This is a genomic window from Coleofasciculus sp. FACHB-542 (genome assembly GCF_014695825.1).
GTDB lineage: Bacteria > Cyanobacteriota > Cyanobacteriia > Cyanobacteriales > FACHB-T130 > FACHB-T130.
Genome location: NZ_JACJPB010000050.1, coordinates 1 through 26,970, shown reverse-complemented (window position 1 = coordinate 26,970; position 26,970 = coordinate 1). Strand labels below are relative to the sequence as shown.

The window sequence follows — 26,970 nt, the reverse complement described above, 5'->3', positions numbered from 1 at the left end:
TCAGAACTGGCGATCCTTTCTGGATCGCCAGTTTGAATTTGTGCGCTTAGTGATGGTGCAAAATATCAGCTTCTCGACTCGGTTCTGGTTTTTTAGTCAGTTTAGACTTTCCACCGGGTTTTTTCCCACCACCTTTTAAGCGATCGCGTGCCGTCACAATTACGATATACAGAACTGGCACAATGAATAAACTTAAGACAGTGGAGACAATGGTACCGCCTGCGATCGCAGTTCCTAGAGAACGTCGGCTGGCGGCTCCTGCTCCTTCGGGATTTACCAGAGGAGCAATACCCAAGACAAAGGCGAAAGTAGTCATCAGAATTGGTCGCAAACGCTCTTGGGAAGCTTCAACCACCGCCTTGGTTGCTGACATCCCGCTTTCTCGGAGTTGGTTGGCAAATTCCACAATTAAAATTGCATTTTTACTCGCCAAACCAATCAACATTACTAGACCAATTTGGCAATAAACATCATTAGACAACCCGCGCATCGATTGAGCTAACAATGCCCCTAAAATTGCCAGCGGAACTGAAAGCAGAATAATGAAGGGGTCAACATAATTTTCATACTGAGCAGCCAGCACCAAGAACACAAAAATAAGTCCCAAACCAAAAATTATTGGTGCTTGACCGCCAGACTCAATTTCTTCTAGTGAAGTCCCCGACCATTCATAACCTAAGCCAGCTGGTAAAACCTCTTTGGATACCTGCTCCATTGTCTTAATTGCTTGTCCTGAGCTATAGCCAGGAGCAGCAGAACCAGTGATTTCAATGGAGCGATATAGATTGTAGTGATTAATAGTTTGCGCTCCAGTCGTTGGAGTAACTTTTACCAAATTGCTCAAAGGAATCATCTGATTTTGTTGGGAGCGGACGTACAGATTACCAATATTTTCCGGGTTAGAGCGAAACTGTTTGTCTGCTTGCACGTACACCCGATAATTTCTTTGCTGTAAATTGAAATCATTTACATATTGCGAACCCAAGAATGTTTGCAGTGTATTAAAAATATCGTCTACCGAAACTTGCAACGCCTTAGCTTTGTTGCGGTCAACTTCGATTAGTAGCTGTGGCGTATTTGCAGCAAAAGTGCTAAATACTTGTTGCAATCCAGGTGTCTGGTTAGCACGACCTAATAGTTGACCCATTGACTGAACCAAAGACTCTAAGGGACTATTACCGCGTTGGTCTTGCAACTGATATTGGAAGCCGCCAAAACTGCCCAAACCTTGAATTGATGGAGGATTAACGGGGAAGACTCTTGCTTCGGTGATACCTGATAGCGTACCAAATAAACTGCCAATAATCGCTTGCACTGACTGCTCTTTTTTATGGCGTTCTTCCCAAGGTTTGAGAGTAGTAAATATAATCCCATTGTTAGAAGTATTACCGCTAAAACTAAAGCCACCTACTACGAAAGTTCCGACTACTTCAGGGTTTTTAAGAATTTCTTTTTCTACCTTGTCCATAACTTCGCCTGTATATTGCAGGGAAACGCCTTCTGGCCCTTGGACAAGCGTGATGAAATAACCCTGATCTTCTTCGGGAAGAAACGCTGTAGGTACGCTCAGATAAAGCCAAGCAGTTATTCCCAAAGAAACGATAAACAACCCGACGACGAAGCCTCGAAAGCGTGTCAGGAAGTTAAGCGATCGCTTGTATCCTCGCCGCGTCCAGTCGATCGCTCCATTAATTCGGTCAAAAATCCAGCCAAGCCATCCTCCAGGCTTTTGTCCCTGACGCAATAACAAAGCTGAAAGAGATGGAGTCAATGTAATAGCAATAAAGGTAGAAATAGCAACTGAAAAAGCAATTGTTAAGGCAAATTGCTTGTACAGCGCTCCCGTTGTTCCGGGAAAAAATGCAACTGGAACAAACACCGCCATTAGCACCAGTGAAGTTGCAATTAAGGCGCTAAAAAGTTCCCGCATCGCTTCACTTGCAGCTGCACGAGGAGTCATCCCCTTTTGCTGGATCAAGCGATCGATATCCTCAACTACAACGATCGCATCATCAACCACCAAGCCAGTAGCTAATGTAATACCAAACAGAGACAAGCTATTAATCGAAAACCCGAATACCTTGATAAAAGCAAAAGTTCCTATCAAGGAAATGGGAATTGTCACTGCTGGAATCAAAGTTGTTCGCCAATCTTGCAAAAAAACAAAGATAACTAAGACGACCAAAACAATCGCTTCAAATAGTGTTTTAACTACTTCTTTGAGCGATTGTTCAACATACAAAGTTGTGTCAAACGCCACCCGATATTGCAAACCAGGCGGAAAGCGGGTAGCCAGTTTTGCCATTTCTGCTTTCACTGCTCTGGCAACATCCAAAGCATTACTACCGGGAAGCTGAAAAATACCCAAACCTACAGCATCATTGCCTCGAAATCGCAGAAAAGAGCTGTAATTTTCCGCTCCTAATTCTGCTCTCCCCACATCCTTAAGTTTGACAAGCGTGCCGTCAGTATCCGTTTTTAAGACAATTTCCTCAAATTCAGAAGCTTCTGTCAGCCGGCTGACTGCACGCAGGTCAATTTGATACATTTGCCCTTCTGGAGCAGGTTCCTGACCGATTCGCCCAGCACCGACTTGTAAGTTCTGTTCTTGGAGTGCGTTGACTACATCTTGAGCCGTTAAACTACGACTAGCAAGCCGATTCGGGTCTAGCCATAAACGCATAGAATATCGGCGTTCACCGAAAATTTGCACGTCACCAACGCCCTTTAATCTTTTCAGAGAATCTGTTAAATAGAGGTCTGCGTAATTGCTTAAAAATATGTTGTCGTACTCTTTATTTTCGGCGTACAAACCAATTGCTAAGAGGATGTTGCTGGACTGTTTTGTTACCGTGACCCCAGTTTGTTGTACGGCTTGTGGTAGCTGCGGTTGGGCGACGGAAACTCTATTTTGAATATCGACTGCGGCGATATCTTTGTTCCGGGATGAGTCAAAGGTAGCTGTAATTGTACTGGTGCCATCGTTACTGCTGCTCGAACTCAGATATTTTAATCCCTCGACTCCATTAATTTGCCTTTCTAAAATGTTGGTCACAGCGTTTTCTACGACTTCAGCACTAGCTCCGCTGTAGTTAGCCGTAACGTTGATTTGAGTCGGGCTAATTTCTGGAAACTGGGCGATAGGTAGAGTGGGAATACTAATTCCTCCCACTAGCAAAATAACTATGGCGCAGACTGTAGCAAAGACTGGTCGCTTAATGAAGAAATCGGCAAACATATTGTTGGTAATTGGTAATTGGTAATTAGTGGGTATTAAGTATTGGATATTAGAGATTTGTGGAGAAGATTCTCCATTATCCTACCCATTACCTATTACCCATTACTGATTACTTAGACTCAGGAAGAATGGGAGCGCCATCCGACAAATTCTGAAGGCCTGAGATGATAACTTTTTCTCCTGGTTCTAATCCTTCTAGCACTTGATAGTTATTTTTCTGGATCTGACCCAATTTCACGGGCTTTTGCTTAGCCACAAGTTTGGGTTGTCCTGATTGTTCTGGTTGTCCTGGTTGAGGTTGTTGTGTTTGCGCCACAAAAACAAAAGTTGCTCCACCCAAGCGAGAAATAGCGCTAGTTGGGATTAAAACTCCCGGCCGTTCTTGCCAAATCAGATTGGCTTTGATAAATTGTCCATCCCGCAGTTGTCCTTGTGAATTGTCAAAGCTAGCTTTTGCTTGGATGCTTTGAGAATTGCTCGTTACTCTAGGCGAAATGAAGCTAATTTGACCTGTACCTAGCACCTTTCCTTGAGAATCCTTCCCTTCAACTCTCTGCCCCAAGCGTAAATCTGGCCCTCGTTCTAGCGGGATAGATAACCGCAGGTCTAGCGCTTGGTTTTGAGTAACCGTGGCAATCGTATCGCCACTCTTAACGTAGTCCCCTAACTTGACTGGGATAAGTCCGACAACGCCAGCAATGGGGGCGATAATTGTGGCATCTTTCAGTTCTTCATTGGAAAGATTGGCGTTGGCTTCAGCTTGCCGTACCCCTGCTTGCGCTTCGGAAAGGCTGGCTTGAGCTGCCTGAATGCCTTGGTTGCTAGCATTTAAGGCGGCTTGGGCGGCGCGGATATCGCGGGTAACTTGGTCTAGTTGCGCTCTGGGCAACGCGCCTTGCTGTACGAGGGTGGAAGTGCGGCGGAGGTTTTCCTGTTGTAGTTCCACTTCAGCGACACGAGAAGCCCGTTCTGCTTCTAAGGCTTTAATTTGCGAGGCGGCATTGGCACGGGTGGCGCGGGCGGCGTTAACAGCCTGGAGGACGCCAGCTAATTCTGCTTGTCTCTTTTCGCGGCTGAGTTGGACTAAGGGCTTCCCAGCCGGAACGCGATCGCCTTCAGCAACAAAAATCTGACTGACTCGTCCGTCAATTTCAGGCTTTAATACCACTGAACGTTGCGCTTCTAAAGCACCGACAAACTCGGAACTTTCCTGAATTGTCGCTGTCTCTATCGTTGATAGCTTGACAGGAACTCCTTGAGGTTGACCCGCCGCCGCCGCAGTCGCATTCGGTGCATCATTAGCACGGCTATGCCACCACCGCCAACCAAAACCTGCACCGACAATTAAAAGGATAATTCCCAGCGCCACAGACCAACGCTGTCTTTTCCTTGGTTGATACGCAGACTCATCGTTTTCTAGAGCCTGACGATCGTCTGCGATCGCAGACGGTTCTGCGTCAATTGGAACTGGAGACGGGGAATCAGGATCGGGCATTGTCGTTTCCTCTCCTTTTACTTAAGTTTGATAGCAAAGCGCTCTACGCTTACAAAGCGGTACTTAAACGACTTTTAACAACGTCGCGATTGGCTTATATAGTTTTCTTAATCGGCTTGCGCTCATCGCCACCCCACCTCAGCCGGATGATTGCGAAAGAGAGACAGCAGATAACATCTACATATATTAAAATCAAATGCAACTATTAATTGTATCAGATTGATATAAATGCTGGAATTAGCTACTTTAGGTCTACTACAACGCGAACCGCTACATGGCTACCGCCTAAAACAGCAACTAGAGCTGTTCATGAGTGGTTGTATCAGCGTCAACTATGGAGCTATTTATCCGCTCTTGAAGCGCCTGGAAGAACGGGGTGCAATATCAGTGCTGGTAGAGGAGGAAGGAGAAGCGGGTTCGATCCGCAAGATTTACAGCATTACGGATCGAGGGCGCGAGCGATGGATGCACAAAATGATGGAATATCCCCATGAAAGCTGGGTGAATGCTCGCTCTCGCTTCACGATCAAGTTTTTCTTTTTTGGTCACTTAGAACCTGCCAAACGGATTAAGTTGCTGGAGCATCGCTTGATGGTTTGTCGGCTGCGCCTGGAAAGCCAAGAAAGAGAATCGCTGCCAGCAGAACCTTACCAGGCAGAAGTTTGGCACAGATGTAAAGCAGTGATTCAAAGCGAAATCGAATGGTTGAACGAACGACTGGCATCTGAACGAAGCGAACCCCCTCTGGGAAGTTCGGGGCAAAGCCAGGTAGAGGCGGAAATCATCGCCACTTGAGAGACATCGAATACTGCAATCAAATAATGGCAAAGCCATGTCAAGGGAAATACAGAGGCTATCTGCTTTAGGGCTAAGGAAATCAATTATTTCTGGCAGAATGCACCAATATCAGGCTTAGGGTTCTGCATTTTCAGGTTCTTGCCCCAATTCACAAAAATTCGTTTGCCAAGCACATTCGCAACCCAGTATCCTTCTTAAGGTGCTTGAGCTAAAGAAAAGAAGTTTTTCTAACAGCGCAGACCAAATTCAAAAACTTATGCCAAATTCTAGTCATCCGTTTCACTGGGTAGGAACTGGTTTCATGGCTGTGGGTGCGAGTGCAGCGATCGCCATGAGCTGTGCAAAAGTCAGTGTTGCACAAGAAAAGCCTCCGCTTACTCAGCCAAATCCTACTTCCGCTGAAAGTAAGGGAACCCCGTCGGTTGCCCCTACCCCAGCGCTTCCCGCAATCTCTTCCCAGACGCTAAAGGAAGCCGTTAGCCGAGATGGAGCTAGCCCTCCAAATGCAACGGGAGGCAAGACAGACGTTTCCCAGTCGGCTCCAGCACAATCGCCACAAGCACCCACCACGCTGGAAAGCCTACCCCCTGAATATCTCAACCCCAGCGCTAATCCCCTACAATTTCCGACCAGATCTGAGGAAGTGCAAATTCAAAACTTCCAACGAATTACCCTACAACAAGCTCTGGAGCTGGCACGGCGCAACAATCGGGATTTACAAGTGGCAATTCTTACCCTAGAGCGATCGCGGGCATCCGTGCGAGAATTTCGGGCGGCTGAGTTTCCAACAATCGGCGTAGAATCAAATTTTACTAGGTCAGATTCCCCGAATGCTGAGCTACAAAATCGGCGACAACAGTCATCGCCATTAAACCCATTCTTGGGGAATGACGACGATAATACTGTTTCGACATCCTTTGACACCGGCCTGCAAGTGAGTTACGAACTCTACACCTCCGGGCGGCGCGGGGCACGTATCCGGGCGGCAGAAGAACAGCTGCGATTCGATCAGTTAGAAGTAGAACGCCAGTCCGAGCAACTACGCCTGGATGTCAGCAATGCTTACTACGATCTGCAAGAAGCCGATTCCCAAACTGAGATTTCCCAAGCAGCAGTGACAGATGCCGCCAGGAGTCTCCGGGATGCTCAATTGCTAGAACAAGCTGGACTTGGAACGCGATTTGACGTACTGCGGGCGCAGGTGCAGCTGGCAAATGCCGTGCAGGATCTCACTCGCAGCCGGAGTCAGCAGAGCATTGCCCGCAGGCAATTAACAAGGCTGTTGAGTCTAGGGGAAACCGTTGAGGTGGCGGCAGCAGATGAAATTGAGGTCGCTGGTGAATGGAATCTAACACTAGAACAGAGTATTATCCTCGCCGTGAAGAATCGCGCCGAGCTAGAACAGCTCTTGGCTCGACGGAACATCAGCCAAGAGCAAAGGCGCATTGCCCTGGCGGCAACCAGACCGCAAGTCAACCTCGTTGCCAACTACAGCGTTTTAGGGGTATTAAATGACGATATCGGGCCAGCCGATGGTTTAACCCTGGGGGCGCAATTCCGATGGGATTTTTACGATGGGGGAGCCGCCAGAGCGAGAGCCAGTCAGGAAGAAACGAACATAGCGATCGCTGAAACTCAATTTGCCGACCAGCGCAACCAAATCCGCTTGGAGGTGGAACAAGCTTATTTCAACTTAAGGTCGAATGCCGAGAATATTCAAACTGCCTTTTTTGCCGTTACCCAGGCAGAAGAAAGCTTGCGTCTGGCAGAGTTACGATTTAGATCTGGCGTTGGTACCCAGACAGATGTCATTAGCGCTCAAACCGAGCTAACTCGTGCTAGAGTAAACCGTCTTACAGCGGTTCTGGATTACAATCGCTCTCTGGCAGCTCTCGAACGGGCGATCAGCAATCTCCCAGATAGTCAACTTTTCGATCAGCCCCAATAGGGTGAGCGAAGCAAATCGAGCCTACGGTGTCTCAAAACACCACTGGCATTTCAGTAGAGATCGGCTTTGCTAAATTTGTATAATTTTTTAAGATTTGTTAATAGAAGCGAGGTGAGTTAAAAGGCGGATGGCTAATATTACATTTGTCAATGAAAATCAAGAAGCGATCGCAGCGGATGGAGCTAACTTAAGAGAAAAAGCCCTCCAGAACGGCATTGATATCTATACCTTTAGGGGAAAGATGATGAACTGCGGGGGCTACGGTCAATGCGGTACCTGCATTGTGGAAATTGTGGAAGGTATGGAAAATCTTTCGCCTCGCACTGAGGTGGAAAATCGCAAACTGAAGAAAAAGCCAGAAACCTATCGCTTAGCTTGTCAAACTCTTGTAAATGGCCCAACAAGTGTGAAAACAAAGCCGCGATAAAAAATTGAAGGTTTATTAACGCAAAGATCGCAAGGATTTCGCAAAGTTACGCAAAGGCAATAATAAATTCTCTGCCGGACTCTGCGATTCCTTTGCATCCTCTGCGTTTAAGTTTTCTCGCTCTACTGCCTAGAACCATCCTCCTAGCGGCACTAGCTTGAAAAATTCTTGCTTGATCTTTTGATAAATTGGAATCTTCCCGGTTGGATGTGAGCATACCCGGTCGTACCTAAAAAGTCGTACCTAAAAATAAGGGAACATCTTGCGATCGCATCGCATCGTTTCAGAACTTTACCCAACCGATGCACAGCAGCACCAGAAGCGCCGATGATTGGTCGTGAAATTCGGCAATTGTGGGTCGGAAAACCAAGGAAATATCCCATTCTATTTGTGGTCGAACAAGATGTCGTAGCCGTTCTTCATGTTCAGCACAGTCGCCAAGCTTATTTGGGTGACGAGTCTGAGTAAGGTTGTTGCGTAAAATATGCGATCGCTTTTCTCTTTCCTTTAAGAATAAAGCGCGATCGCGAAGGGCCGACCTGTCGGTTCGCTTTTTATATTGGTGAGAGCGCGATCGCCTCAATGTCTGCTCCAGGAGAGCGATCCCACTGTTTAGGGGAAGAGTGCGCGATCGCTATTTTGGCTTCTTGGGATCGCACTCTCCTCAAGACAGACGCCGGATGATATGCTTAAGGGTGGTGCTTTAAAGTTAATTAGAGGCTGGGTTCAATGCAAGTTAACGATCTTGGTTTTGTCGCCAGCATCCTGTTTGTGCTGGTTCCCACAGTTTTCTTGTTGATTCTGTACATCCAAACTGCTAGCCGCGAAAGCAACAAGAATCCTTAATCATCTGTATCGAACAAAATCCCCCCGCTGTAGTACGGACAAGGCTCTTGCCATGTCCTTCTGGCGAGGGGAATTTTTTTATGGTTAGGCTTGGCTTAGGTTTGGCGTTTCTTAGGTAGTCGCCGTGCGGCCTAAGAGAACGGGACAATTTGCATAAACTCGCACGTAGTCGGATAGCGAGGTTCCCAGCAAGCGATCCAAATCTGGTAAACCTTTGGCAATCGAAGGACGGCGATCGGGAGAACCCAGCATTAACAAATCAACATTTGATTCCTCTGCCAAACGACAGATTTCTGGGCCTGCTTTACCATTTCCGGTGACACACTTATAAGAAATGCCTTGTTTTTTAGCGGCAGCGATCGCAGGAGCAAGTACAGGATCTTTTTCAGCGTTAGCGGCTTCTTCAAAACCTGTCCGAGCTTTGTTGACGTGAACCAGAACCAACTGCCCACCCTTTTTATCTCGCAACAGAAACAAAGCCAGATTTAAGCATTGTTGTGCCGATTCTGAGCCGTCCATTGCAACCATGATGCGGTTAATTTTCTTGACGTAAATATCGTCTTTCACCAACAACATCGGGCGGGAAGACAATTGGAAAACATATTGGCTGACCGAGTTTTCTAAAATGGATTCTAGGCGCTTCAACCCCCGCGAACCCATAATGATCAAATCAGCATTTATTTCTTCTGCTACCTGGCAAACCGTATCCTTCGGATCGCCCTGCCTCAGCATGGTGTTAACGTGATTTGGGTCTAGGTTCAGAGTCTGGATGGCTGTAGCGAGAATCCTGCCTCCCTCTTCCCACTTTGAAGTCATGGACTCAGTGGTAATTTGAGAAGGAACGACGTGCAAGATAGTGACTGCTGCCCGTTGGATCGAAGGCAGTTCTATCAAAGCCTTGAGCATCTCTTCAGAATGTCCAGTTCCAGAGTCTGCTAACAAAATTTTTTCAATCATCGAAATGCCTCTTTATCAGAAAAAATCGCTCTGTTTTTATTGCTTTCTGACCCAATGAATCGGGAAGTAGATGTTGATGAAAGTGTGATAACTGCTAACAACAGTAACCGATTTATCTGGGAAGTGAGTTTTTCATCATTCAGCATACTTCTGATAGTGCCGTTAATTTTTAACGATTTATGACACTGCTTTAATAAGCGCAAAAAATATTCATTAATTTTTGTAACCTAATTAATCGGAACACGTCAAAGGAGCATCTACACTCGCTGTTTCTTAGAAAATTTGCTATTCATCAAACTTCTGACGCTTTTTCTCTTTGACGCCCTACAACAAGATAGACATCAACCATTTGCTGTTTGCCCTTCAGTGGCAATGGTCCCCAAGATTCAACCAGAAACTGGTTATCAAGATGAACCAGGGTTTCCTTGCCGATCAGGACGCGGCAGTTGCTTGGTTGGCGGTGTTTCTCGCAACTTTCCAAGCGAGCGGCAGTATTAACGCTGTCCCCAATGACGCCATATTCTAGGCGGTCTTTGCCTCCTAAACTGCCAACGACGACGGGACCCGTAAAAATTCCAATTCGCATCTGGATGACTGGCAAGCCACGAGTTTTCCAGTTTTGGTTCAATTCCTCCAGAATTTCGCCGATTGCTAGAGCGCATTCTATCGAGCGCTGGGCATCAAGAGCGACTTCCTCCTTGTGGATGCGATCCATCGGCACGCCAAACACAGCCATGAAGCCATCCCCGGTAAACTTGTTGATAATGCCTTCATGGCCGATGATTTCGTGGGTGACGACATCCAGCATTTCATTTAACCATTCCAGCAAAGCTTCCGGAGGCATTTGTTCGGCAATGGTACTGAAATCTTTGATATCTGCAAACATCATGGTTGCGATTAGCTTAATTCCTGGTAATTTCCCAGATTTGATCAAGCGATCGCGTCCTTTCCAGAGAGCTTTGGCAACTTCCGGTGAAGTATTCTGTCCCAAAAGCTTCATGATAATTTGTTGCTGCTGCTGTGCATCATAAGAGCGGTAGGTGATAACTACTCCGCTGGTGAGGATAAATCCCAGTACGGGAGCCGACAGAGGCACCCATCCTTGCAGAGTAAACAGATAGAAGCAGGTGCCCAACAAAACCCCCAACCCAACGCCGCAGCCCAAAATTAAGACAACGGGATGTCGCAACCACCAAGCCGCGATCGCGCCGAGCAGCGTCCATCCGACAATCCATAACACCTCTATCCGTTCATCCCAGAACCAAAATAGGGGTCGCTCCCCCGTGGCAGCGTCAAGGAATTGGCTGACCATCTGGGCATGAACCAAGACGCCGGGCATCTTGGCGGTTTCCTTTTCGGCTGGGCTGTAGGGGGTTGAGAAAGTATCTTTGGCGCTGGGTGCCGTTGTGCCAATCAGCACAATCTTATTTTTCACCCAGTTCGGGTCAATCTGTCCCTTTAAAACTTGGGTGAGCGTAACTTGCCGCGCCACGTTTGAGGAGCGGTAATTCAGCAGAACTTGGTAGCCCCGCGCATCCATATTTTGATACCCGCCAGAGTTTTGCTGGAGCGGGACAAATACGGCTTTTGCCAGTTGAATATGATCGGAATTTTGTTGGCTGGACTCTGGTGTGATGCCCACACTTTCTAAATAGGCGATCGCTAGCCGTAGGGAAAATGAAAAATAAGTGCTTGTATCATCCGAGACAAACAATAGATTGCGGCGGACAACGCCATCCGGATCGAGCAGCAAATCGTTAAAACCAACTCGATCCTCTGGAAATCCCGGCGGCGGCGACACCAGTTCCAGCTCCGTATCGCCAAATTTCTTAATGGCAAAGATATTTTTTTCCCGGAGTTGCACCTTAAGTTCGGCATTTCCTGGTTGTTGCGGGATTTCCCGATACACATCTAAGCCAATTACTTGAGGCTGCAATGATTGCAACTTTGCCAATAGCTGCGCCATTGTCCGGTCGGATAAAGGCCATTGTTTCTGAGTGCGAATGTCGCCTTCTGTAATGCCCACAACTAAGAGCCGAGGGTCGGGACCTGGATCGGAATGTAACCGCACCAGTTGGTCTAAAGCGACGAGTTCTAGAGGTTGTAGACCGCCCAAATGACGCACTCCTAAAACGAACCCGCTCACAACAAGACTAGCGATCGCGACCACTCGCACACCCGTGAATTCCGACAACGCAATCTTGAGGCGATCGCTTAGATCTAATAGCGTGGATGTCTGGGACTTAAAAAAGCCTTTCATCATCGCCCTAGCCTTAGCGGAGCTAACATGGGGAGAAACAGAGGCAAAGACAGAGCCATAGCATTTTCTACTGTAGCTTTTGGGCTAATTTCGGGAATTGAAAACTGGTAAATTTACCGACTGCTGATTTTGCATTACCACATTATGGCACTTGGACAGTGACGGGCTATACCCCTCATTCTGGGTAAACAGTCAGGAATCATGGAAAAAGAAAAAATTGCTAATTTCTAGAAATGGGTTCGATCGAGATGGGAAAACGACTTACAAATATCGCCAACCCTATACAAGTCAATCTTTATAGACGACTTCTTTCCCACAACAAGATTACCGAATGCAGTTATTTCCACATTCTCCCTAGAAGCCTCTGAAGTTCCTATCCTGCCTAATCTGTACTCTCTTGAGAGGAAGGAATTAAGGGCTACCAACCACTGAATCATCCCGGCTTTGGACAGACAACACATCCAAAGTGGGAGGTTATCATAGGGTGAATGTTGATATTTCTTAAAAAAAGTTATCAATGCAGTTTTCCCCCTCTGGTATGTCCGAAATCAAGAACTCCGCGATCAAAAAGGTGTTCTTTGGTCATGAGCCGACTCCTGAGTTATGCGCCATTCTAACGGTCTATTTGGTGCAGGGAATCTTGGGTTTAGCGCGTCTAGCAGTCAGCTTTTTTCTCAAAGATGAACTGTCGCTAAGTCCGGCTCAAGTTTCGGCTTTGATGGGCATTGCTGCCATTCCTTGGGTGGTAAAGCCGTTATTTGGTTTTCTGTCAGATGGTCTACCGTTGTTTGGCTACCGGCGGCGACCCTATCTGATTTTATCTGGACTATTGGGAGCGATTTCCTGGTTTAGTCTGGCAACGATTGTGCATACAGCTTGGGCGGCGACAGTGGCGATCGCGCTTTCGTCCCTCTCGGTAGCGGTTAGCGATGTAATTGTAGACTCGCTGGTGGTAGAACGAGCCAGGGCAGAGTCTCAGAGTGATGCCGGTTCCCTGCAATCCCTCTCCTGGGGTGCCTCATCGCTGGGAGGCTTAGTAACTGCGTATTTTAGCGGTTTCCTTTTGCAACACTTCGGGAGCCATGCTATTTTTGCCATTACCGCTGGTTTCCCCTTAATCGTGTCAGCGGTTGCTTGGTTAATTGCAGAAGAGCCAATTAGCGATCGCCCAGATGTCTCCACCGTTGCCAACCAGATCAAACAACTGGGAAAAGCGGTTAGCCAAAAATCAATCTGGCTACCAACCGCCTTTCTGTTCCTTTTGCAAGCCACACCAACCGCAGATAGTGCCTTTTTCTACTTCACGACCAACGAACTGGGATTTGAGCCAGAATTTTTGGGACGGGTACGTCTCGTCACCAGTCTCGCCTCCCTGATCGGAATTGCAATTTTTCAACGATTTCTCAAAGCTGTCCCCTTTCGCACCATTTTCACCTGGACAACGATCATCGCCGCGGGACTCGGAATGACCACGCTGCTGCTGGTGACTCATACCAACCGCTCTTTAGGCATCGACGATCGCTGGTTCAGCCTGGGAGACAGTCTGATCCTGACGGTGATGGGGCAGATTGCTTATATGCCCTTGTTGGTACTTGCGGCGCGGCTATGTCCGCCTGGAGTGGAAGCAACCTTGTTTGCGCTGCTGATGTCGGTGACAAATATGGCAGGGTTATTGTCCCACGAACTGGGAGCCGTCCTCACCTATTGGCTGGGCATCACCGAAAGGAATTTTGACCATCTCTGGCAGTTGGTCGTGATTACGAATCTATCAACCCTTTTGCCGCTGCCACTGATTGGTTGGCTACCCGCAGGCAAACCGGAAACCGAGCCATCTGGGGAGATGCCAAGCTTGCAACCGTCATCAGCCATACATATTCAGTCAGCCCCCATTCAGCATCGGGAACGGTCTTTTGTTCCTGACTTTCTTCCAGAACTCATCCCCACAGTAGACGAACCCGCCGACTAAAAGAGGAAGGATCGAGAGTAGGCAGTGCTGATTCCGTTTCCCGTTTCAGACTGGAAACGAGAATCAGAAAGCTGCTGCACTCACTAGGCGGATGCAATTAAATTGAAGATTTTCGTCGGTTGGGACGCCAGGAAACCCAACACCTGCATAGGGTAGCGATCGCTATCCCATCCGACAAATCATTCATCCGTGCGACTTAACGTGCAGCGGCGCTAACACGTCTGTCCTAGTTCACGATCGCGTCACGAGTTTTTCTAAGCCGAACCGTTTAATATGCAAATACCCACACCAGAACGCTTTCCGGTGCCCACAGAGGTGCCCGATCAACTTCCCTACCACATTAAAAAGTGGCAAAAGGGCTATGAATCTTTGCCGCAAGAATTCGATTATTGGATTGATGACATTGAAGGGGAGATTCCCGCAGAACTAGAAGGAACGCTGTTTCGGAATGGCCCCGGGTTGCTAGATGTCAAGGGTCAACGCATCCATCACCCATTTGATGGAGATGGCATGATTGCCAAGATCGCCTTTTCAGAAGGTCGCGCCCACTTTCGCAATCGCTTTGTCCGCACACAGGGCTATGTGGAAGAACAGAAAGCCGGTAAAATTCTCTATCGCGGCGTCTTTGGCACCCAGAAGCCCGGTGGTTGGCTAGCCAATGCTTTTGATGTGAAACTCAAAAATATTGCCAACACCAACGTCATTTACTGGGGGGGCAAACTCCTGGCGCTTTGGGAAGCTGCCGAACCTCATCTTTTAGACCCCAACACCTTGGAAACCCTGGGGAAAGAATATTTGGACGGGGTTTTGCAAAATGGTGACGCCTTTGCCGCCCACCCTCGCATTGACCCTAAATGCGATCGCCAGGCTGGTGCCCCTTGCCTGGTGAACTTTGCCATTAAACCGGGTCTTTCCAGCACCATCATCATCTATGAATTAGACGCGGCTGGCAAAGTTGTGCAGCAGAACTCTCACAGCGTTCCTGGCTTCGCCTTCATCCACGATTTTGCGATTACGCCCAATTACTGCATCTTCTTCCAAAATCCCGTTTCCTTCAACCCGGTGCCTTTCCTGCTGGGATTTCGCGGTGCGGGTGAGTGTGTCAAGTTCCAGGCGGAGCAACTCACCCGGATTGTGGTGATTCCCCGCAACCCCCAACCAGGGGAAAAAATGCAAATTTTTGAAACTCAGTCGGGTTTTGTCTTCCACCATGCCAATGCCTTTGAGCAAGGGGACGAAATTTGTATTGACTCAATTTGCTATGAGTCTTTTCCAGAAGTTGAGCCGGAATCAGACTATCGGGAGGTAGACTTTCAGGCACTATCCCCCGGACAAATGTGGCGGTTCCAGTTTAATTTAAAGGATAAAGATAAAACGGTACGGCGGAGGCTTTTAGAAAGCCGTTGCTGCGAGTTTCCCTTCGTTCATCCCGAACGAGTCGGACGCCCTTATCAGTATCTATATCTGGGTGCAGCTCATGCTGCCGAGGGCAATGCGCCTCTCCAAGCTATCCTCAAGGTGGATTTAGAATCAGATTGTCGCCAACTCTGGAGTGCAGCACCCCAAGGCTATGTTAGCGAACCGATCTTTGTCCCTCGTCCGGGTGCTACCCGTGAAGATGAGGGTTGGGTGCTGACGTTAGTTTACGACTCTTCTCACCACCGCTCTGATGTCGTTATTTTAGATGCCGCCCACGTCGATCGAGGCCCGGTGGCGCGATTGCACTTGAAGCATCATATTCCTTATGGGTTGCATGGCAACTTTACGTCCCACTGCTTTGCGCCCAGCCACTAGATATCTAGTCAGCCAATTTTGGATTTTAAAGCGGTTATGGAGGAGCGATCGCTCCTCTAAAAGCTAAAATTCGCTGACCGCTGTACTATAAATCTTTGCAAACCTAGTAATCTCCACCTTCTCTTTTGCATCAAGATAGGATACCTTTGGCTGAAGTATCCCAAGCGGAGCTGGGATGAAATTCAGCATCGTTATTACGACTTATAATCGCCTTTCCTTGCTAAAACGGGCAATTGACACTTCTCTTGCCCAAACATTCCCCTGTGAAGTCATTGTTGCGGATGACTGCTCTTCGGATGGCACCCAAGCCTATGTAAGCGGTTTAGTGGCAGCGCTTCGTGCCAAAGGTGACGAACGCCTCGTTTATCACCGCAATCAGATTAACCTGGGTCACTCGGCGACGATGAACGCTGGAGTGCAACTTGCTAAAGGCGAGTGGATTAAGCCGGTTGATGATGATGACTATTTAGCACCGAATTTTATAGAGGAAATGAATCGGGCGATCGCGCTGTGTCCAAACGCTGTCATTGCCTCTTGTCAGGCGGCGCAGGTTGATGTCAACGAGGTCGAACTTTACAGAACCAGACAAATTGGTCCTGGCAGAGCTTTCTCTATTCCCCAAGAAGACCTTCATTTTGGGATGCTACTAGAACTTATCCCTTTTGGTACTCCCATTCAAGTTGTCTTCGCTCGTTGGGCTTTTCTGAAATCAGGCGGTTGGGATTCTCGCTTAGATGCGAACTTTGATGACATTGATTCTTGGATCAAAATTGCCCAGTTTGGGGATGCTGTTTTTGTAAATCAGTGCCTTGCTTATCGCACAATTTGGCCTGGAGCTTATAATCAAAAATTTCCTCTTAAAATTAGGATGGATACTAATATTTTAATGAAGGAGAAAATTTATGCTTTGGTGAGTGAAACTCACCGTTCTAAAACTCCCCCAATTAAAAATATTCAAGATTATCTTAAACTACATTGGAGTCTGGTGGCACTTAAGCAAGGAAAAATCCTGAGTGCAATCAAAATGGCATTTCCCGCAGTTTTTTCACTGAGTGCATGGAAGCTTTTAGCAATTAACAATCTATCGCATCCTCAGCAATTATTCTTGCCTCAAAAGCAAGCTGATACCGATGACTCGCTGTCTAAGTCGATTCCTTATTCGGAATCTATTCATAACTCTATTGTTCCAAAAAGTCGGTCTAAAACAGCGCAGCTTCAAGAATTACGCATCTCTCTAAAATTCCGCTGTAGCCGGATTGCTTTCAAGCAGGGAGAATTTTTCAGCGCTATTAAAATGGCTGTAAATGGTTTCGTTTCGCTAGTTGCATGGAAGATTTTCGGGATAACGGATTTTCCTCAATCTCTTAGCAAGAAGCCCCCGATCCAAAATCATTTACTAGATAAAAATATTCTAGTGATGGAAAAAATCTATGCTTTAGTTAGCGAAAAACACCAATCTACTATTTCCAACCTTCAAGACTGGCAAGCTTATTTCAAACTGCGTGCAGGGTTTTTAGCGATTCGGCAAGGAAAATTGGCGATCGCGTCTCAAATGGCATTCCCGACTATATTTTCCTTTGCTGCCTGGAAGCTATTAGTAAAACTTATCTTATTACGACAGCGTCATCATAAAGAACCCTTGATTCGCCGGTTAGTGCTATACAGATTACCAGAAGGCAAAACTAAGGATTAAATGGGGAAGTAGTGCATTTCAAGATTTGGAAAAATATTTTCCTCTCTCCCTCCGCCTCAATCGCCTTTTTTTACTTCTAAATAATATTACTTGAATTGCTGTTTGATGTTGATATATTGTCGTCTTAAATAATTTGTGAAGCGAGATACCCGACTTTTGTAAAAAAATTGGGTAGCTGAAACACTAGCATCTCAAAACTAAAATAGGATTGCTATATTATGTTTCATCTCACCCCAAGCTTTAAAAAGCCCTTAGCGAAGCGGCAGCCATTCACCGGGGTATAGCCTTGCTCCTGCACAAAAGGAAATTGTTGAAGAATGGGCTGGCCTAAGCGATCGCAATCAAAATTACCGAACTCTGTTGAACCGGGTTTGCGAAAAGCAAAAACATACGCAGTTTCACTGCGATCGCACCTCACCTACCTAGTACTGCTGGTTGTCGTTCTGGTATTGGCGTTGATATACACAAACTTTGAGGAACGCCGACACCAAACAACTCAAATTCAGGCAGAGGCGCTACAGATGGCTAGGGTGGCTACCGCTAACCAAGAGCGCTTGATTGACAGCAAAGGGATAATTTTAGCTCGCTATCCTAACCCCGAAACCTGGGTCGGGCAAGCCGCACCGGAAGCACCTTTGGTTAAAACGATGCTGACGCAAAAAAGGGCTGGCATGGTGGAGGCTTCCGGCGTGGATGGTGTAACGAGCTTGTATGCGATCGCGCCCTTGGAGGGCACTTGTAGAGATCAGGGCGATCGCTGCAACCTCTACGTGTTGGCGGGCATCCCCAAAACCGTCGCTTTTGCGGCTGCCGATCGGCAGTTGTACCGCAACCTAGCAGGCATGGGATTGGTCGCCGTGTTAGCGATCGCTGCCACTTGGGTGGGTAGCGAGGTGTTGATGTTGTGTCGGGTGAAGGCGCTCCTGAAGGCAATGCAGCAGCTCTCAGAAGGCGATTTGAGCGTTCGTAGCGGGGTGACTCACGGTTTCGGAGTCAGGGAATTGGCGGGTGCTTTTGACACGATGGCGGCGTCGCTAGAACGTTCTGAGCGCGATCGCCAGTCGGCAGAAACCTCCTTGCAAGAGCAAGAGGAAAAATATCGCTCCTTGGTGAACAGCCTGCCACAGGTGCTATTCCAGACTGATGAAGCCGGATATTGGACATTTCTTAATCCCGCCTGGAAAGAAATTACCGGCTTCGCCCTCGAAGAAAGTATTGGTAAGAATTTAATCGATTTTGTTCATCCGAGCGATCGCCCACAACACCTGGAAGAATTTCGCTCCCTCATTGAACGCCAGCAAGAATCTTATCGGTATCAGGCGAGATATCTGAGTGCAAATGGCGACTATCGTTGGCTGGAAGGACACGGCAAATTAACATTGGCTTCCGACGGAACGATTATCGGTACGTCCGGCACCCTGAGGGACATTACCGATCAAAAACAGGCACAAGAAGCCCTATTAACCACAAATCAAACGCTGCAAACCCTGATCGAAACTTCACCGTTAGCGATCGTGACGCTCGATGTTAATAGGAACGTCACCCTGTGGAATCCAGAGGCTGAGCGTCTTTTTGAATGGAAATCGGCAGAAGTTGTCGGCTATCCGTTGCCGATTTTCCTCCCGGATCAACAGGAAGCGTTCCATGCCTTGCTTCAGGCTGACTTGCAGGGCGGAGGAGATCGTGGTAGCGGTGGCAGGGAATTCCGCAGCCAAAAGAAAGACGGCACCTTGATTGACGTTAGCCTTTGGACAGCCCTGCTGCAAGATGTCAATGGCAAGATGAGCGGCAGCATTGGCATCTTCGCCAATATTAGCGAAAGCCTGCGGCACGCTACGCTACGCAATCGCGCTCTGGAAGCGCTGCGGGAAAGCGAAACCCGTTACCGCCTCGTCGCTAAAGCCAGCAACGATGCAATCTGGGACTGGGATTTACTGACAAACCGCGTAGAGTGGAACGAATCCTTGCAAAAACTCTTCGGCTATGCGGAAACTGAAGTAGGTTTTGATGCCAGTTGGTGGTACGAAAATATACATCCAGAAGACAGAGAGCGGGTTGTCAGTGGGATTCATGCTGCAATTGACAGTGGAAGACAAATCTGGTCGGATGAATACCGCTACCGTCGCGCCGACAACTCTTATGCCTTAGCGATCAATCGGGGATTTATCGCCCATGACGATAAGGGGAATCCAGTGCGGATGATCGGCGCGATGATAGACATCAGCGAGCGCAAGCAAGCTGAGGCGCTGATCGCCGGGCAAAAACAGGTACTCGAAATGATTGCCACTGGCGCAGCACTGAGTGATGTTCTGGATGTTTTGGCTCGGTTTATCGAGACCCAATCCGGTGAGGGCTTTTGTTCGATTCTGCTAGTTGACGAAAAAGAGAACAAGTTACGACATGGAGTCGCTCCTAGCCTTCCCGAAAGCTACACTCAGGCGATTGATGGTATCGCGATTGGTCCTGGTTTTGGTTGCTGTAGTAAGGCAGCGTATTTCGGTAAACCCGTGATTGTCTCAGATATTGAGAGCGATCGCCTTTGGGCGGATTTCCGAGATTTGGCATTAAGCCATCAACTACAAAGCTGTTGGTCTACGCCTATTTTTTCCAGTAACGGTAAGGTATTAGGCGTTTTTGTAATGTATCATCCCGACGCGAGGCGACCGAATCAGGATGAGTTATATCTGACCGAGATTGGGACCCAAATTGCGGGAATTGCTCTGGAACGCCAGCAAGCAGAGGCAGCATTGCAACAGAGTGAAGATCAACTGCGCTTGATTACAGATGCTTTGCCGGTGCTGATTGCCTATGTCGATTCGGAACAGTGCTATCACTTTAACAATCGGGCTTACGAACAATGGTTCGGCAAATCTCAGGCGGAAGTCATCGGACAGCCCATTAGAAAAATTTTAGGGGACTCGGCTTATCAGGCAATTCAGCCGTATGTCGAGGCAGCATTGTCCGGGCAGGAAGTAACCTACGAAAGCCCTATATCCTATGAATATGGAGGGATGCGTTGGGTCAATGCTACTTACCTGCCACATTTTGGGGAACACGGTGAAGTCAAAGGATTTATTGCCTTAGTCAGCAACATCACCGAACGAAAAGTGGCTGAGGAAGCGTTGCGGCAGAGTGAGGAACGATATCGTTCTTTGGCACGGGCGACCTCACAGATGGTTTGGACTTCCAACCCCCAAGGTGAGGTTGTGACGGATCAACCGGATTGGAGAGCCTATACGGGTCAAAGCGAGGCAGAAATACTAAGCTGGCACTGGCTAGATGCCATCCATCCAGACGATCGCGATCGCATTGCCGAGCAGTGGTCTAACGCTATCCAAACGAAAAGCCTCTATGACACTGAGTTTCGGCTGCGGCGTGCTGATGGTATTTACCGCTACTTCAATGTCCGTGGGGTTCCAGTATTATCAAAAGACGGCGATGTGCGAGAGTGGATCGGCACCTGCACCGACATTACCGAAAAAGTCCAGGCAGAGGAAGCAATTCGACAGTTGAACGCGGAACTTGAACAACGAGTCATCAAACGAACCGCGCAACTGGAAGCTGCAAATCAAGAGTTAGAAGCTTTCTGTTATTCCATCTCTCACGACTTGCGATCGCCCTTGCGTGCTATCAACGGATTTTCGCGGATTTTGCTGGAAGAATATCTAGAACAACTCGATCCGGAAGCCCAACGTTACCAGAAACTGGTGCGGGATAATGCTCAGCAAATGGGACAACTGATTGATGACTTGCTGACATTTTCGCGCCTTTCGCGCCAGCCACTGAGAAAACAAGCTGTAGCGATCGCTGATTTGGTACGTCAAGTACTGGCAGACTTATGGCACGAACAGCAAAATCGCCAATTTGAAATAAATATCGGCAATTTACCCGCCTGCGAAGGCGATCCTGCTTTACTTAAGCAAGTAGTTGTCAACTTGCTGACAAACGCTCTAAAATTCACGCGCGGTCGGGAAGTCGCCCAGATTGAAATTGGCTATCGTCATCAGTCATTTACGAATGACCCAGAACTAGAGACAAATGACTTTTCAACCACTGTCGTTTATTTCGTCAAAGACAACGGCGCAGGCTTTGATATGCGATACGCTCATAAACTCTTTGGCGTCTTCCAACGGCTGCATCGTGCGGAAGATTACGAAGGAACCGGAGTCGGACTCGCGATTGTGCAGCGCATCATCCATCGCCACGGCGGACGGATTTGGGCTGAGTCAGGCGTTAACCAAGGCACAACATTTTACTTTACCCTGGCAGAGGGAAATATTCATGAGTGAGCGCACAGCAGAATGTTTGCTGGTCGAAGACAATCCCAACGACCTAGAATTAGCACTTTATGCTTTGCGAAAGCACAACCTTGGCGATCGCATTCAAGTTGCCCGCGACGGTGCGGAAGCCTTAGACTACATTTTCCGGACAGGTGCCTATCGCGATCGCTATCCGGAAAACTACCCCAAAGTCATTCTCCTCGACCTCAAACTCCCCAGAGTAGACGGCTTGGAAGTCTTGCAACGCCTCAAATCTGACCCCCAAACCCGCATGATTCCAGTCGTCATCCTCACCTCGTCAAACGAAGAACGCGACATCGTAGAAAGTTACCAGTTGGGCGTCAATAGTTATATCGTTAAGCCGGTGAACTTTGAACAGTTTACCGAAGCAGTGCAGCAATTAGGCTTGTACTGGCTGCTGTTAAACCAGCTGCCAAGCCGCTAGCAGCTAGCATTCTTGAGGCTAAAAATTCTAAAAACCGCAATTAAATTTACGCTCAACACCTCATAATTCAGACTGCACGCTCTCTAAAAGCGAACAGTGGTGTAACCCCGCCCACGGCTCAATTCCCTTGCTTACAAGAAGGTCATCATGTCCGCTCCGCTCCAGATTTTACTGCTTGAGGATTCCCTGGCTGATGCTGAATTAACTTTGCACGAACTACGTTTGGCTGGCTTTAAACCCGACTGGCAGCGTGTAGAGACAGAAGCCGACTACCTCGCCCAACTGCATCCCGGTATCGAGCTAATTTTGGCTGACTATAGCTTGCCTCAGTTTGACGCCCTCAGAGCGCTGCAACTTTTGCAAGAGCGCGGCTTAGATATTCCGTTCATTGTGATCACGGGCACGGTGAGCGAAGAAGTGGTGGTGGAGTGCATGAAGCAGGGGGCAGCAGATTATCTACTGAAAGACCGTCTGATGCGGCTAGGATCGGCAGTAGCGCAAGCCCTACAAGCCAAACAAATGCGCGACCAAAAGCGGCAGTCTGAGGCGGAAAAAACCAGATTAATCGCCGCTTTACAAGAGAGCGAGCAACGATTTCGAGCGCTGATCGAAAATGCGACTGACATCATCATCATTGTTAACGCCAGCGGTCAAGTGACTTATGTGAGTCCTTCTGTCAATCGGATTCTAGGATACGCACCCGATGGACTCATAGGCAAAAATGCTTTGACATTTATTCACCCAGAGGATGTGCTACTGGTTAAGCAAAGGCTGAAAAATTCGATTCAAAATCCCAATGTGACTCAGCGACTCGGTGAGTATCGCGTGCAGCATCGCAATGGCTCTTGGGGGATCTTCGAGGCAGTCACCACTAACCTCCTGAACGATCCGGCGGTGCAGGGGATTGTCGTCAACTGCCACGACATTACTGAGCGCAAGCAAGCCGAGGAGCAACTGCGACACCATGCGTTCTACGATTCGCTTTGCGGTTTGCCAAATCGGACCTTATTTCTCGAACGTCTTGCCAGCCAGATTAAGCATTCCCAACGATACAAAGATAGTTTATTTGCTGTTCTGTTTCTGGATTTGGATCGCTTCGAGATGGTCAAATATAGTCTAGGACACTTGGTAAGCGACCAACTGCTCATCGCTACAGCTGGCAAACTGATGACCTGCCTCCGTCCTACGGACACCCTAGCTCGGATTGGCACAGACGAATTTGCAATTCTGCTGGAGGATATTCACGATGTTAGCGATGCGATTCGCGTTGTCGAGCAGATCCAGGGGGAACTGAATTCGCCTTTTAACTTGGATGGGCGCGAAGTATTCACCACGACTAGCATTGGGATTGCCTTTGCCGGAAAGGGGCAAGAGGGCTGGGAGCCGGTTCGGAAAGCATCTGCCCCTATGCCGCTTTGTCCCTCTGCATCCTCTCACAATAACCTCTTGCCTCGTCCGCAAGACCTGCTACGAGCAGCCGATACGGCAATGTATCATGCCCGGTTAGAGGGTAAAGGTCGCTATGTTGTCTTCCATCGGGCCATGCATACCCTTGCCGTGGCACATTTGCAGTTAGAAACGGATCTGCGACGAGCGATTATCGCCACGGAATTTCAACTTTACTACCAGCCAATCGTCGAGCTGGCGACGGGTAAAATTAAGGCTTTTGAGGCTCTGGTGCGTTGGAATCACCCGACTCGTGGCATGGTTCCCCCAAGCGAGTTTATCCCTGTGGCAGAAGATACGGGTCTGATTATTCCCTTGGGTACTTGGGTATTGAACGAAGCTTGCCGTCAGCTAAAAGTTTGGCAGCAGCAGTATTCTACGACTCAGGGTTTGGCAATTAGCGTGAATCTCTCTGGTAAGCAGTTTTCGCAACCAAATTTGATTGAGCAGATTGACCGAATTTTGAGGAAGACTGGCTTGGATGGACACTATTTAAAGTTGGAAATTACTGAAAGCTGCTTGCTGGAAAATGCTGAAGCTGCCGCCATCCTGCTTTGGCAATTGCGAGATCGAAATATTCAATTATCGATTGATGATTTTGGTACGGGTTATTCATCCTTGAATTATCTGCACCGCTTTCCCGTTAATACATTGAAAATTGACCGTTCTTTTGTGAACCGAATGGGAGCGGGTGGCAAGGATGCAGAGATTGTCAAGGCAATCGTGGCGTTGGCTCATAATTTAGGAATGAGTGTGACGGCGGAGGGGATAGAAACGGCTCAACAGTTGGCACAACTCAAGGCATTGCAATGCGAACGAGGACAGGGATATTTTTTCTCGAACCCTTTAGATAATGGGGCTGCGGGACAGTTGATTTTGGCACAGTTGCAAGTGAATTCATGATGCGCGTTATTGGTCTGACGGGAGGCATTGGTACTGGCAAAACAACTGTCTCAAATTATCTTGCCAGTCACTACAATTTGCCGGTTTTGGATGCGGATATTTATGCTAGAGAAGCTGTAAAAGTGGGTTCGCCGATTCTCGGCGAAATTGTTAAGCGTTACGGAGCCGATATTCTGCTACCGGATGGGACGCTTGACCGCCGAAAGCTGGGCAATATTGTCTTTAATTCGCCCGAAGAGCGGCGTTGGCTAGAGCAACAGATTCATCCTTACGTGCGCGATCGCATGATTGAAAAAATGCAAGCACTCAACTCGCATCCGACTGTAGTGTTGGTGGTGCCTTTGCTGTTTGAAGTGGGGATGACGGCTCTGTGTACGGAAACTTGGGTCGTATACTGTTCCGAACAACATCAACTTCAGAGATTAATCAAGCGAGATCGCCTAACTTTAGAACAAGCGCAAGCCAGGATTACTAGCCAAATGCCCATTCAGGCGAAATGCGATCGCGCTGATGTAGTTTTAGATAATTCTTCTACGCTTGAAGATTTGCTCAAACAGGTAGATACGCACTTAAAAATTAAAAATTAAAAATGTGGGAGTTGTTAGTGTCATGAGTTTTTTATCGCCTATATCTTGACTTCTTCTCTGTCTCTTGAAAGGAAGAATGCCGAGGTTTAGGTCATTCCAATCGTGAAAACTTCATGACACTGACGAAATTTCTAATTTTTAACTATTCTGCATCGCCTCCCACAATGACATTGCGAATGCGGAGACTTGGCCCGCCACAACCGACTGGCAAGCCGTTCTGACCTCCCTTCCCGCAGCCGCCGGATTCATCCCAGTAGAAATCATCCCCAATTGCTTCAATATCCGCCAAGGTGCTGAAAACATTCCCCGAAAGCGTCACATCCCGAACGGGTTCAGCAATCTTGCCGTCGCGGATCATCCAAGCTTCAGCGGCGGAGAAAGTAAACATTTCTCCATTCGTCATACCACCCAGCCAGTTACGAGCGTAGACGCCTTCTTTGATCCCTGCAAATAAATCCTCCACGGGCGTTGTACCCCGCTCAATCCAAGTATTCGTCATCCGAACAAGGGGGGGATAGTGGTAATTCAGACAACGGGCGTTGCCAGTGGGGGCTTCGCTCAGCTTTCCAGCAGTTTCGCGGGAGTGGAGGCGTCCAACTAAGATGCCATCCTTAATTAGCTGAGTCGTGGTAGCAGGCGTCCCTTCATCATCGTATAAGTAGCTGCCACGATGACCGGGAGGAGCAGCACCGTCAAAGATTTGCAGTTCTTTTGGCCCAAATCGACGTCCCAAGGTCATCACTTCCAAAATATCCGGGTTTTCATAAGCCATGTCTGCTTCTGAAAGGTGCCCAAAAGCTTCATGGACAAATAAACCGCTGAGAATGGGGTCGATGACGACCGTGTAGGTATTGCCTTTCACAGGAGGCAGAGAGAGGGCGTTCACGGCACGGAGAGCAGCACTCCGAACCTGATCGTCCAAATTTGTTAAGTCTTCGTAGGCTTTGCGGGAGCCAGTTGTTTCTCGTCCGGTTTGGACGGTTTCGCCATTCCGAGCAGTGGCGGCAAAGCGCATTTCCATATCCACCCAAGATTGCTCAATCAGCGTTCCGTCTGAGGTGGCGAGGATAATTCGCTGGGAACTGTCGCTGTAGCGCACAGAGGTGGTGGTGATTGAAGGGCTAGCGCTTTTGAGGATTTCAGTGTAGCGATCGCACAATTGCTTCTTGGTTTCCAGCGATATCTCTCGCGGATCGCTGCCTTCTAGGGGAAGTTGGCAAGTCGCCTGTACTGGCTCAATCGGAGCCAACAGGGTTTCTTCATCGCCAATAATCCGAGCGGCAGCGATCGCTTCTTCAATTCGGTCTGCTAAGGTAGAAAGCTGATTAAAGCTGGCAAAGCCCCAGCCGCCCTGGTAACAAGCCCGGACTTGTCCACCAATGGAGATGCCTTCAGTGAGGGTTTCGACCTTATCGCCGCGCAAAAAGATATCAGTTCCTTCGGCTTCTTCTATCCGAACTGCCAAATAATCGACTTGAGGTGAGTAACGAGCGATTAAGTCGGCGAGCAAGTTTTTGGCATCAGCCAGTAAGGTCGGCATTTGTCTTGCAGCAACATTAATAAACTGCTTCCATTGTGCAATTATTTGGTCGCACCTTGCCACTGGAAGCAGGAAACGAGGAGCCGGGGAGGTTATGGTAATCGATAGAGATACAAAATACGAAAACCCCTTTTCGCTAGGAAAAGAGGTTTTTAAAGCCAGATGCACCTGTTACTACCTGGACAAGAATATCTAAGTAGCTGGGACTAATTAAATGTAAGATGGGAGCGGTTCTCTAAACGGAGTTTTCCATTATTTATGCCTGCTCCTATTCGGATTATCTTAAGCGAAGCAGAGGACTCAATGTTAAGCGAGTTGCGAGTTGCTCAAAGCGTGCCGCAACGCAC

Annotated in this window: 16 protein-coding genes and 1 pseudogene; 12 read left to right on the top strand and 5 right to left on the bottom strand. The window is 48.1% G+C overall.

Annotated features, from left to right (window positions below; genetic code table 11):
• Positions 1-46 precede the first annotated feature (46 nt).
• Both H6F52_RS19995 and H6F52_RS19990 read right to left on the bottom strand, forming a co-directional pair.
• Entirely contained in the window at positions 47-3,238 is a 3,192-nt protein-coding gene (locus H6F52_RS19995) for an efflux RND transporter permease subunit (protein WP_190536531.1), read from the bottom strand.
• Between the two features lie 109 nt (positions 3,239-3,347).
• Positions 3,348-4,733, bottom strand: a complete 1,386-nt coding sequence (locus H6F52_RS19990) for an efflux RND transporter periplasmic adaptor subunit (RefSeq protein ID WP_190429053.1) — start codon at positions 4,731-4,733, stop codon at positions 3,348-3,350.
• Positions 4,734-4,961: 228 nt separating this feature from the next.
• Here H6F52_RS19990 and H6F52_RS19985 point away from each other — a divergent pair, with 228 nt between their 5' ends.
• The 5 genes from H6F52_RS19985 (at position 4,962) to psbM (ending at position 8,752) form a co-directional block, all read left to right on the top strand.
• Positions 4,962-5,528 carry a PadR family transcriptional regulator gene (locus H6F52_RS19985; protein WP_190536530.1) on the top strand — a complete coding sequence of 189 codons (567 nt, stop codon included), beginning with the start codon at positions 4,962-4,964 and terminating at the stop codon, positions 5,526-5,528.
• 259 nt (positions 5,529-5,787) lie between these two features.
• Positions 5,788-7,479 (top strand): TolC family protein, encoded by a 1,692-nt coding sequence (locus H6F52_RS19980; RefSeq protein WP_242031402.1) that lies wholly within the window; start codon positions 5,788-5,790, stop codon positions 7,477-7,479.
• Positions 7,480-7,606: 127 nt separating this feature from the next.
• Positions 7,607-7,906: a 2Fe-2S iron-sulfur cluster-binding protein gene (locus H6F52_RS19975; protein ID WP_190414681.1), complete on the top strand. Its 300-nt coding sequence runs from the start codon at positions 7,607-7,609 to the stop codon at positions 7,904-7,906.
• Positions 7,907-8,233: 327 nt separating this feature from the next.
• The gene (locus H6F52_RS19970; RefSeq protein ID WP_190536529.1) at positions 8,234-8,374 is read left to right on the top strand and encodes a hypothetical protein; all 141 of its coding nucleotides are present in this window, start codon (positions 8,234-8,236) and stop codon (positions 8,372-8,374) included.
• A 261-nt stretch (positions 8,375-8,635) separates the two neighbouring features.
• Positions 8,636-8,752: a photosystem II reaction center protein PsbM gene (gene psbM / locus H6F52_RS19965; protein ID WP_190414683.1), complete on the top strand. Its 117-nt coding sequence runs from the start codon at positions 8,636-8,638 to the stop codon at positions 8,750-8,752.
• A gap of 111 nt (positions 8,753-8,863) precedes the next feature.
• On the opposite strand, the gene H6F52_RS19960 is transcribed toward psbM, so the two are convergent.
• Together H6F52_RS19960 and H6F52_RS19955 are read right to left on the bottom strand one after the other, a co-directional pair.
• Entirely contained in the window at positions 8,864-9,709 is an 846-nt protein-coding gene (locus tag H6F52_RS19960) for a universal stress protein (protein WP_190414684.1), read from the bottom strand.
• A gap of 292 nt (positions 9,710-10,001) precedes the next feature.
• Complete coding sequence (locus tag H6F52_RS19955) at positions 10,002-11,972, bottom strand: adenylate/guanylate cyclase domain-containing protein (protein ID WP_242034006.1); 1,971 nt, start codon at positions 11,970-11,972, stop codon at positions 10,002-10,004.
• 514 nt (positions 11,973-12,486) lie between these two features.
• Here H6F52_RS19955 and H6F52_RS19950 point away from each other — a divergent pair.
• From H6F52_RS19950 to coaE, 7 genes and pseudogenes are all read left to right on the top strand, one after another.
• Positions 12,487-13,935, top strand: coding sequence for a folate/biopterin family MFS transporter (locus tag H6F52_RS19950; RefSeq protein WP_190536528.1), 1,449 nt, complete (start codon positions 12,487-12,489; stop codon positions 13,933-13,935).
• Positions 13,936-14,208: 273 nt separating this feature from the next.
• Positions 14,209-15,729 carry a carotenoid oxygenase family protein gene (locus H6F52_RS19945; protein ID WP_190536527.1) on the top strand — a complete coding sequence of 507 codons (1,521 nt, stop codon included), beginning with the start codon at positions 14,209-14,211 and terminating at the stop codon, positions 15,727-15,729.
• Between the two features lie 175 nt (positions 15,730-15,904).
• A pseudogene (locus H6F52_RS26520) lies at positions 15,905-16,798 on the top strand (glycosyltransferase family A protein); the annotation flags it as partial.
• 941 nt (positions 16,799-17,739) lie between these two features.
• Positions 17,740-21,711 carry a PAS domain S-box protein gene (locus tag H6F52_RS25350; RefSeq protein ID WP_199300648.1) on the top strand — a complete coding sequence of 1,324 codons (3,972 nt, stop codon included), beginning with the start codon at positions 17,740-17,742 and terminating at the stop codon, positions 21,709-21,711.
• The gene (locus tag H6F52_RS19915) at positions 21,704-22,147 is read left to right on the top strand and encodes a response regulator (protein ID WP_190413703.1); all 444 of its coding nucleotides are present in this window, start codon (positions 21,704-21,706) and stop codon (positions 22,145-22,147) included. The genes H6F52_RS25350 and H6F52_RS19915 overlap by 8 nt, the downstream gene beginning before the upstream one ends.
• Positions 22,148-22,294: 147 nt before the next feature.
• On the top strand, positions 22,295-24,496 hold the full coding sequence (locus H6F52_RS19910; RefSeq protein ID WP_190536525.1) for an EAL domain-containing protein: 2,202 nt from the start codon (positions 22,295-22,297) through the stop codon (positions 24,494-24,496).
• Positions 24,493-25,083: a dephospho-CoA kinase gene (gene coaE / locus H6F52_RS19905; RefSeq protein WP_190536524.1), complete on the top strand. Its 591-nt coding sequence runs from the start codon at positions 24,493-24,495 to the stop codon at positions 25,081-25,083. The genes H6F52_RS19910 and coaE overlap by 4 nt, the downstream gene beginning before the upstream one ends.
• Before the next feature lie 142 nt (positions 25,084-25,225).
• On the opposite strand, the gene H6F52_RS19900 is transcribed toward coaE, so the two are convergent.
• Positions 25,226-26,623, bottom strand: a complete 1,398-nt coding sequence (locus tag H6F52_RS19900; RefSeq protein WP_190434077.1) for a TldD/PmbA family protein — start codon at positions 26,621-26,623, stop codon at positions 25,226-25,228.
• Positions 26,624-26,970 lie beyond the last annotated feature (347 nt).

Bases quoted from the DNA above. Each gene is read 5' to 3' on its own strand.
- coaE (WP_190536524.1), top strand. From the start codon at position 24,493: ATGATGCGCGTTATTGGTCTGACGGGAGGCATTGGTACTGGCAAAACA.
- H6F52_RS19910 (WP_190536525.1), top strand. From the start codon at position 22,295: ATGTCCGCTCCGCTCCAGATTTTACTGCTTGAGGATTCCCTGGCTGAT.
- H6F52_RS19985 (WP_190536530.1), top strand. From the start codon at position 4,962: ATGCTGGAATTAGCTACTTTAGGTCTACTACAACGCGAACCGCTACAT.
- H6F52_RS19960 (WP_190414684.1), bottom strand. From the start codon at position 9,709: ATGATTGAAAAAATTTTGTTAGCAGACTCTGGAACTGGACATTCTGAA.
- H6F52_RS19980 (WP_242031402.1), top strand. From the start codon at position 5,788: ATGCCAAATTCTAGTCATCCGTTTCACTGGGTAGGAACTGGTTTCATG.
- H6F52_RS19915 (WP_190413703.1), top strand. From the start codon at position 21,704: ATGAGTGAGCGCACAGCAGAATGTTTGCTGGTCGAAGACAATCCCAAC.
- H6F52_RS19975 (WP_190414681.1), top strand. From the start codon at position 7,607: ATGGCTAATATTACATTTGTCAATGAAAATCAAGAAGCGATCGCAGCG.
- H6F52_RS19900 (WP_190434077.1), bottom strand. From the start codon at position 26,623: ATGCCGACCTTACTGGCTGATGCCAAAAACTTGCTCGCCGACTTAATC.
- H6F52_RS19945 (WP_190536527.1), top strand. From the start codon at position 14,209: ATGCAAATACCCACACCAGAACGCTTTCCGGTGCCCACAGAGGTGCCC.
- H6F52_RS19995 (WP_190536531.1), bottom strand. From the start codon at position 3,238: ATGTTTGCCGATTTCTTCATTAAGCGACCAGTCTTTGCTACAGTCTGC.
- psbM (WP_190414683.1), top strand. From the start codon at position 8,636: ATGCAAGTTAACGATCTTGGTTTTGTCGCCAGCATCCTGTTTGTGCTG.
- H6F52_RS19990 (WP_190429053.1), bottom strand. From the start codon at position 4,733: ATGCCCGATCCTGATTCCCCGTCTCCAGTTCCAATTGACGCAGAACCG.
- H6F52_RS19955 (WP_242034006.1), bottom strand. From the start codon at position 11,972: ATGATGAAAGGCTTTTTTAAGTCCCAGACATCCACGCTATTAGATCTA.
- H6F52_RS19950 (WP_190536528.1), top strand. From the start codon at position 12,487: ATGCAGTTTTCCCCCTCTGGTATGTCCGAAATCAAGAACTCCGCGATC.
- H6F52_RS25350 (WP_199300648.1), top strand. From the start codon at position 17,740: ATGGGCTGGCCTAAGCGATCGCAATCAAAATTACCGAACTCTGTTGAA.
- H6F52_RS19970 (WP_190536529.1), top strand. From the start codon at position 8,234: ATGATTGGTCGTGAAATTCGGCAATTGTGGGTCGGAAAACCAAGGAAA.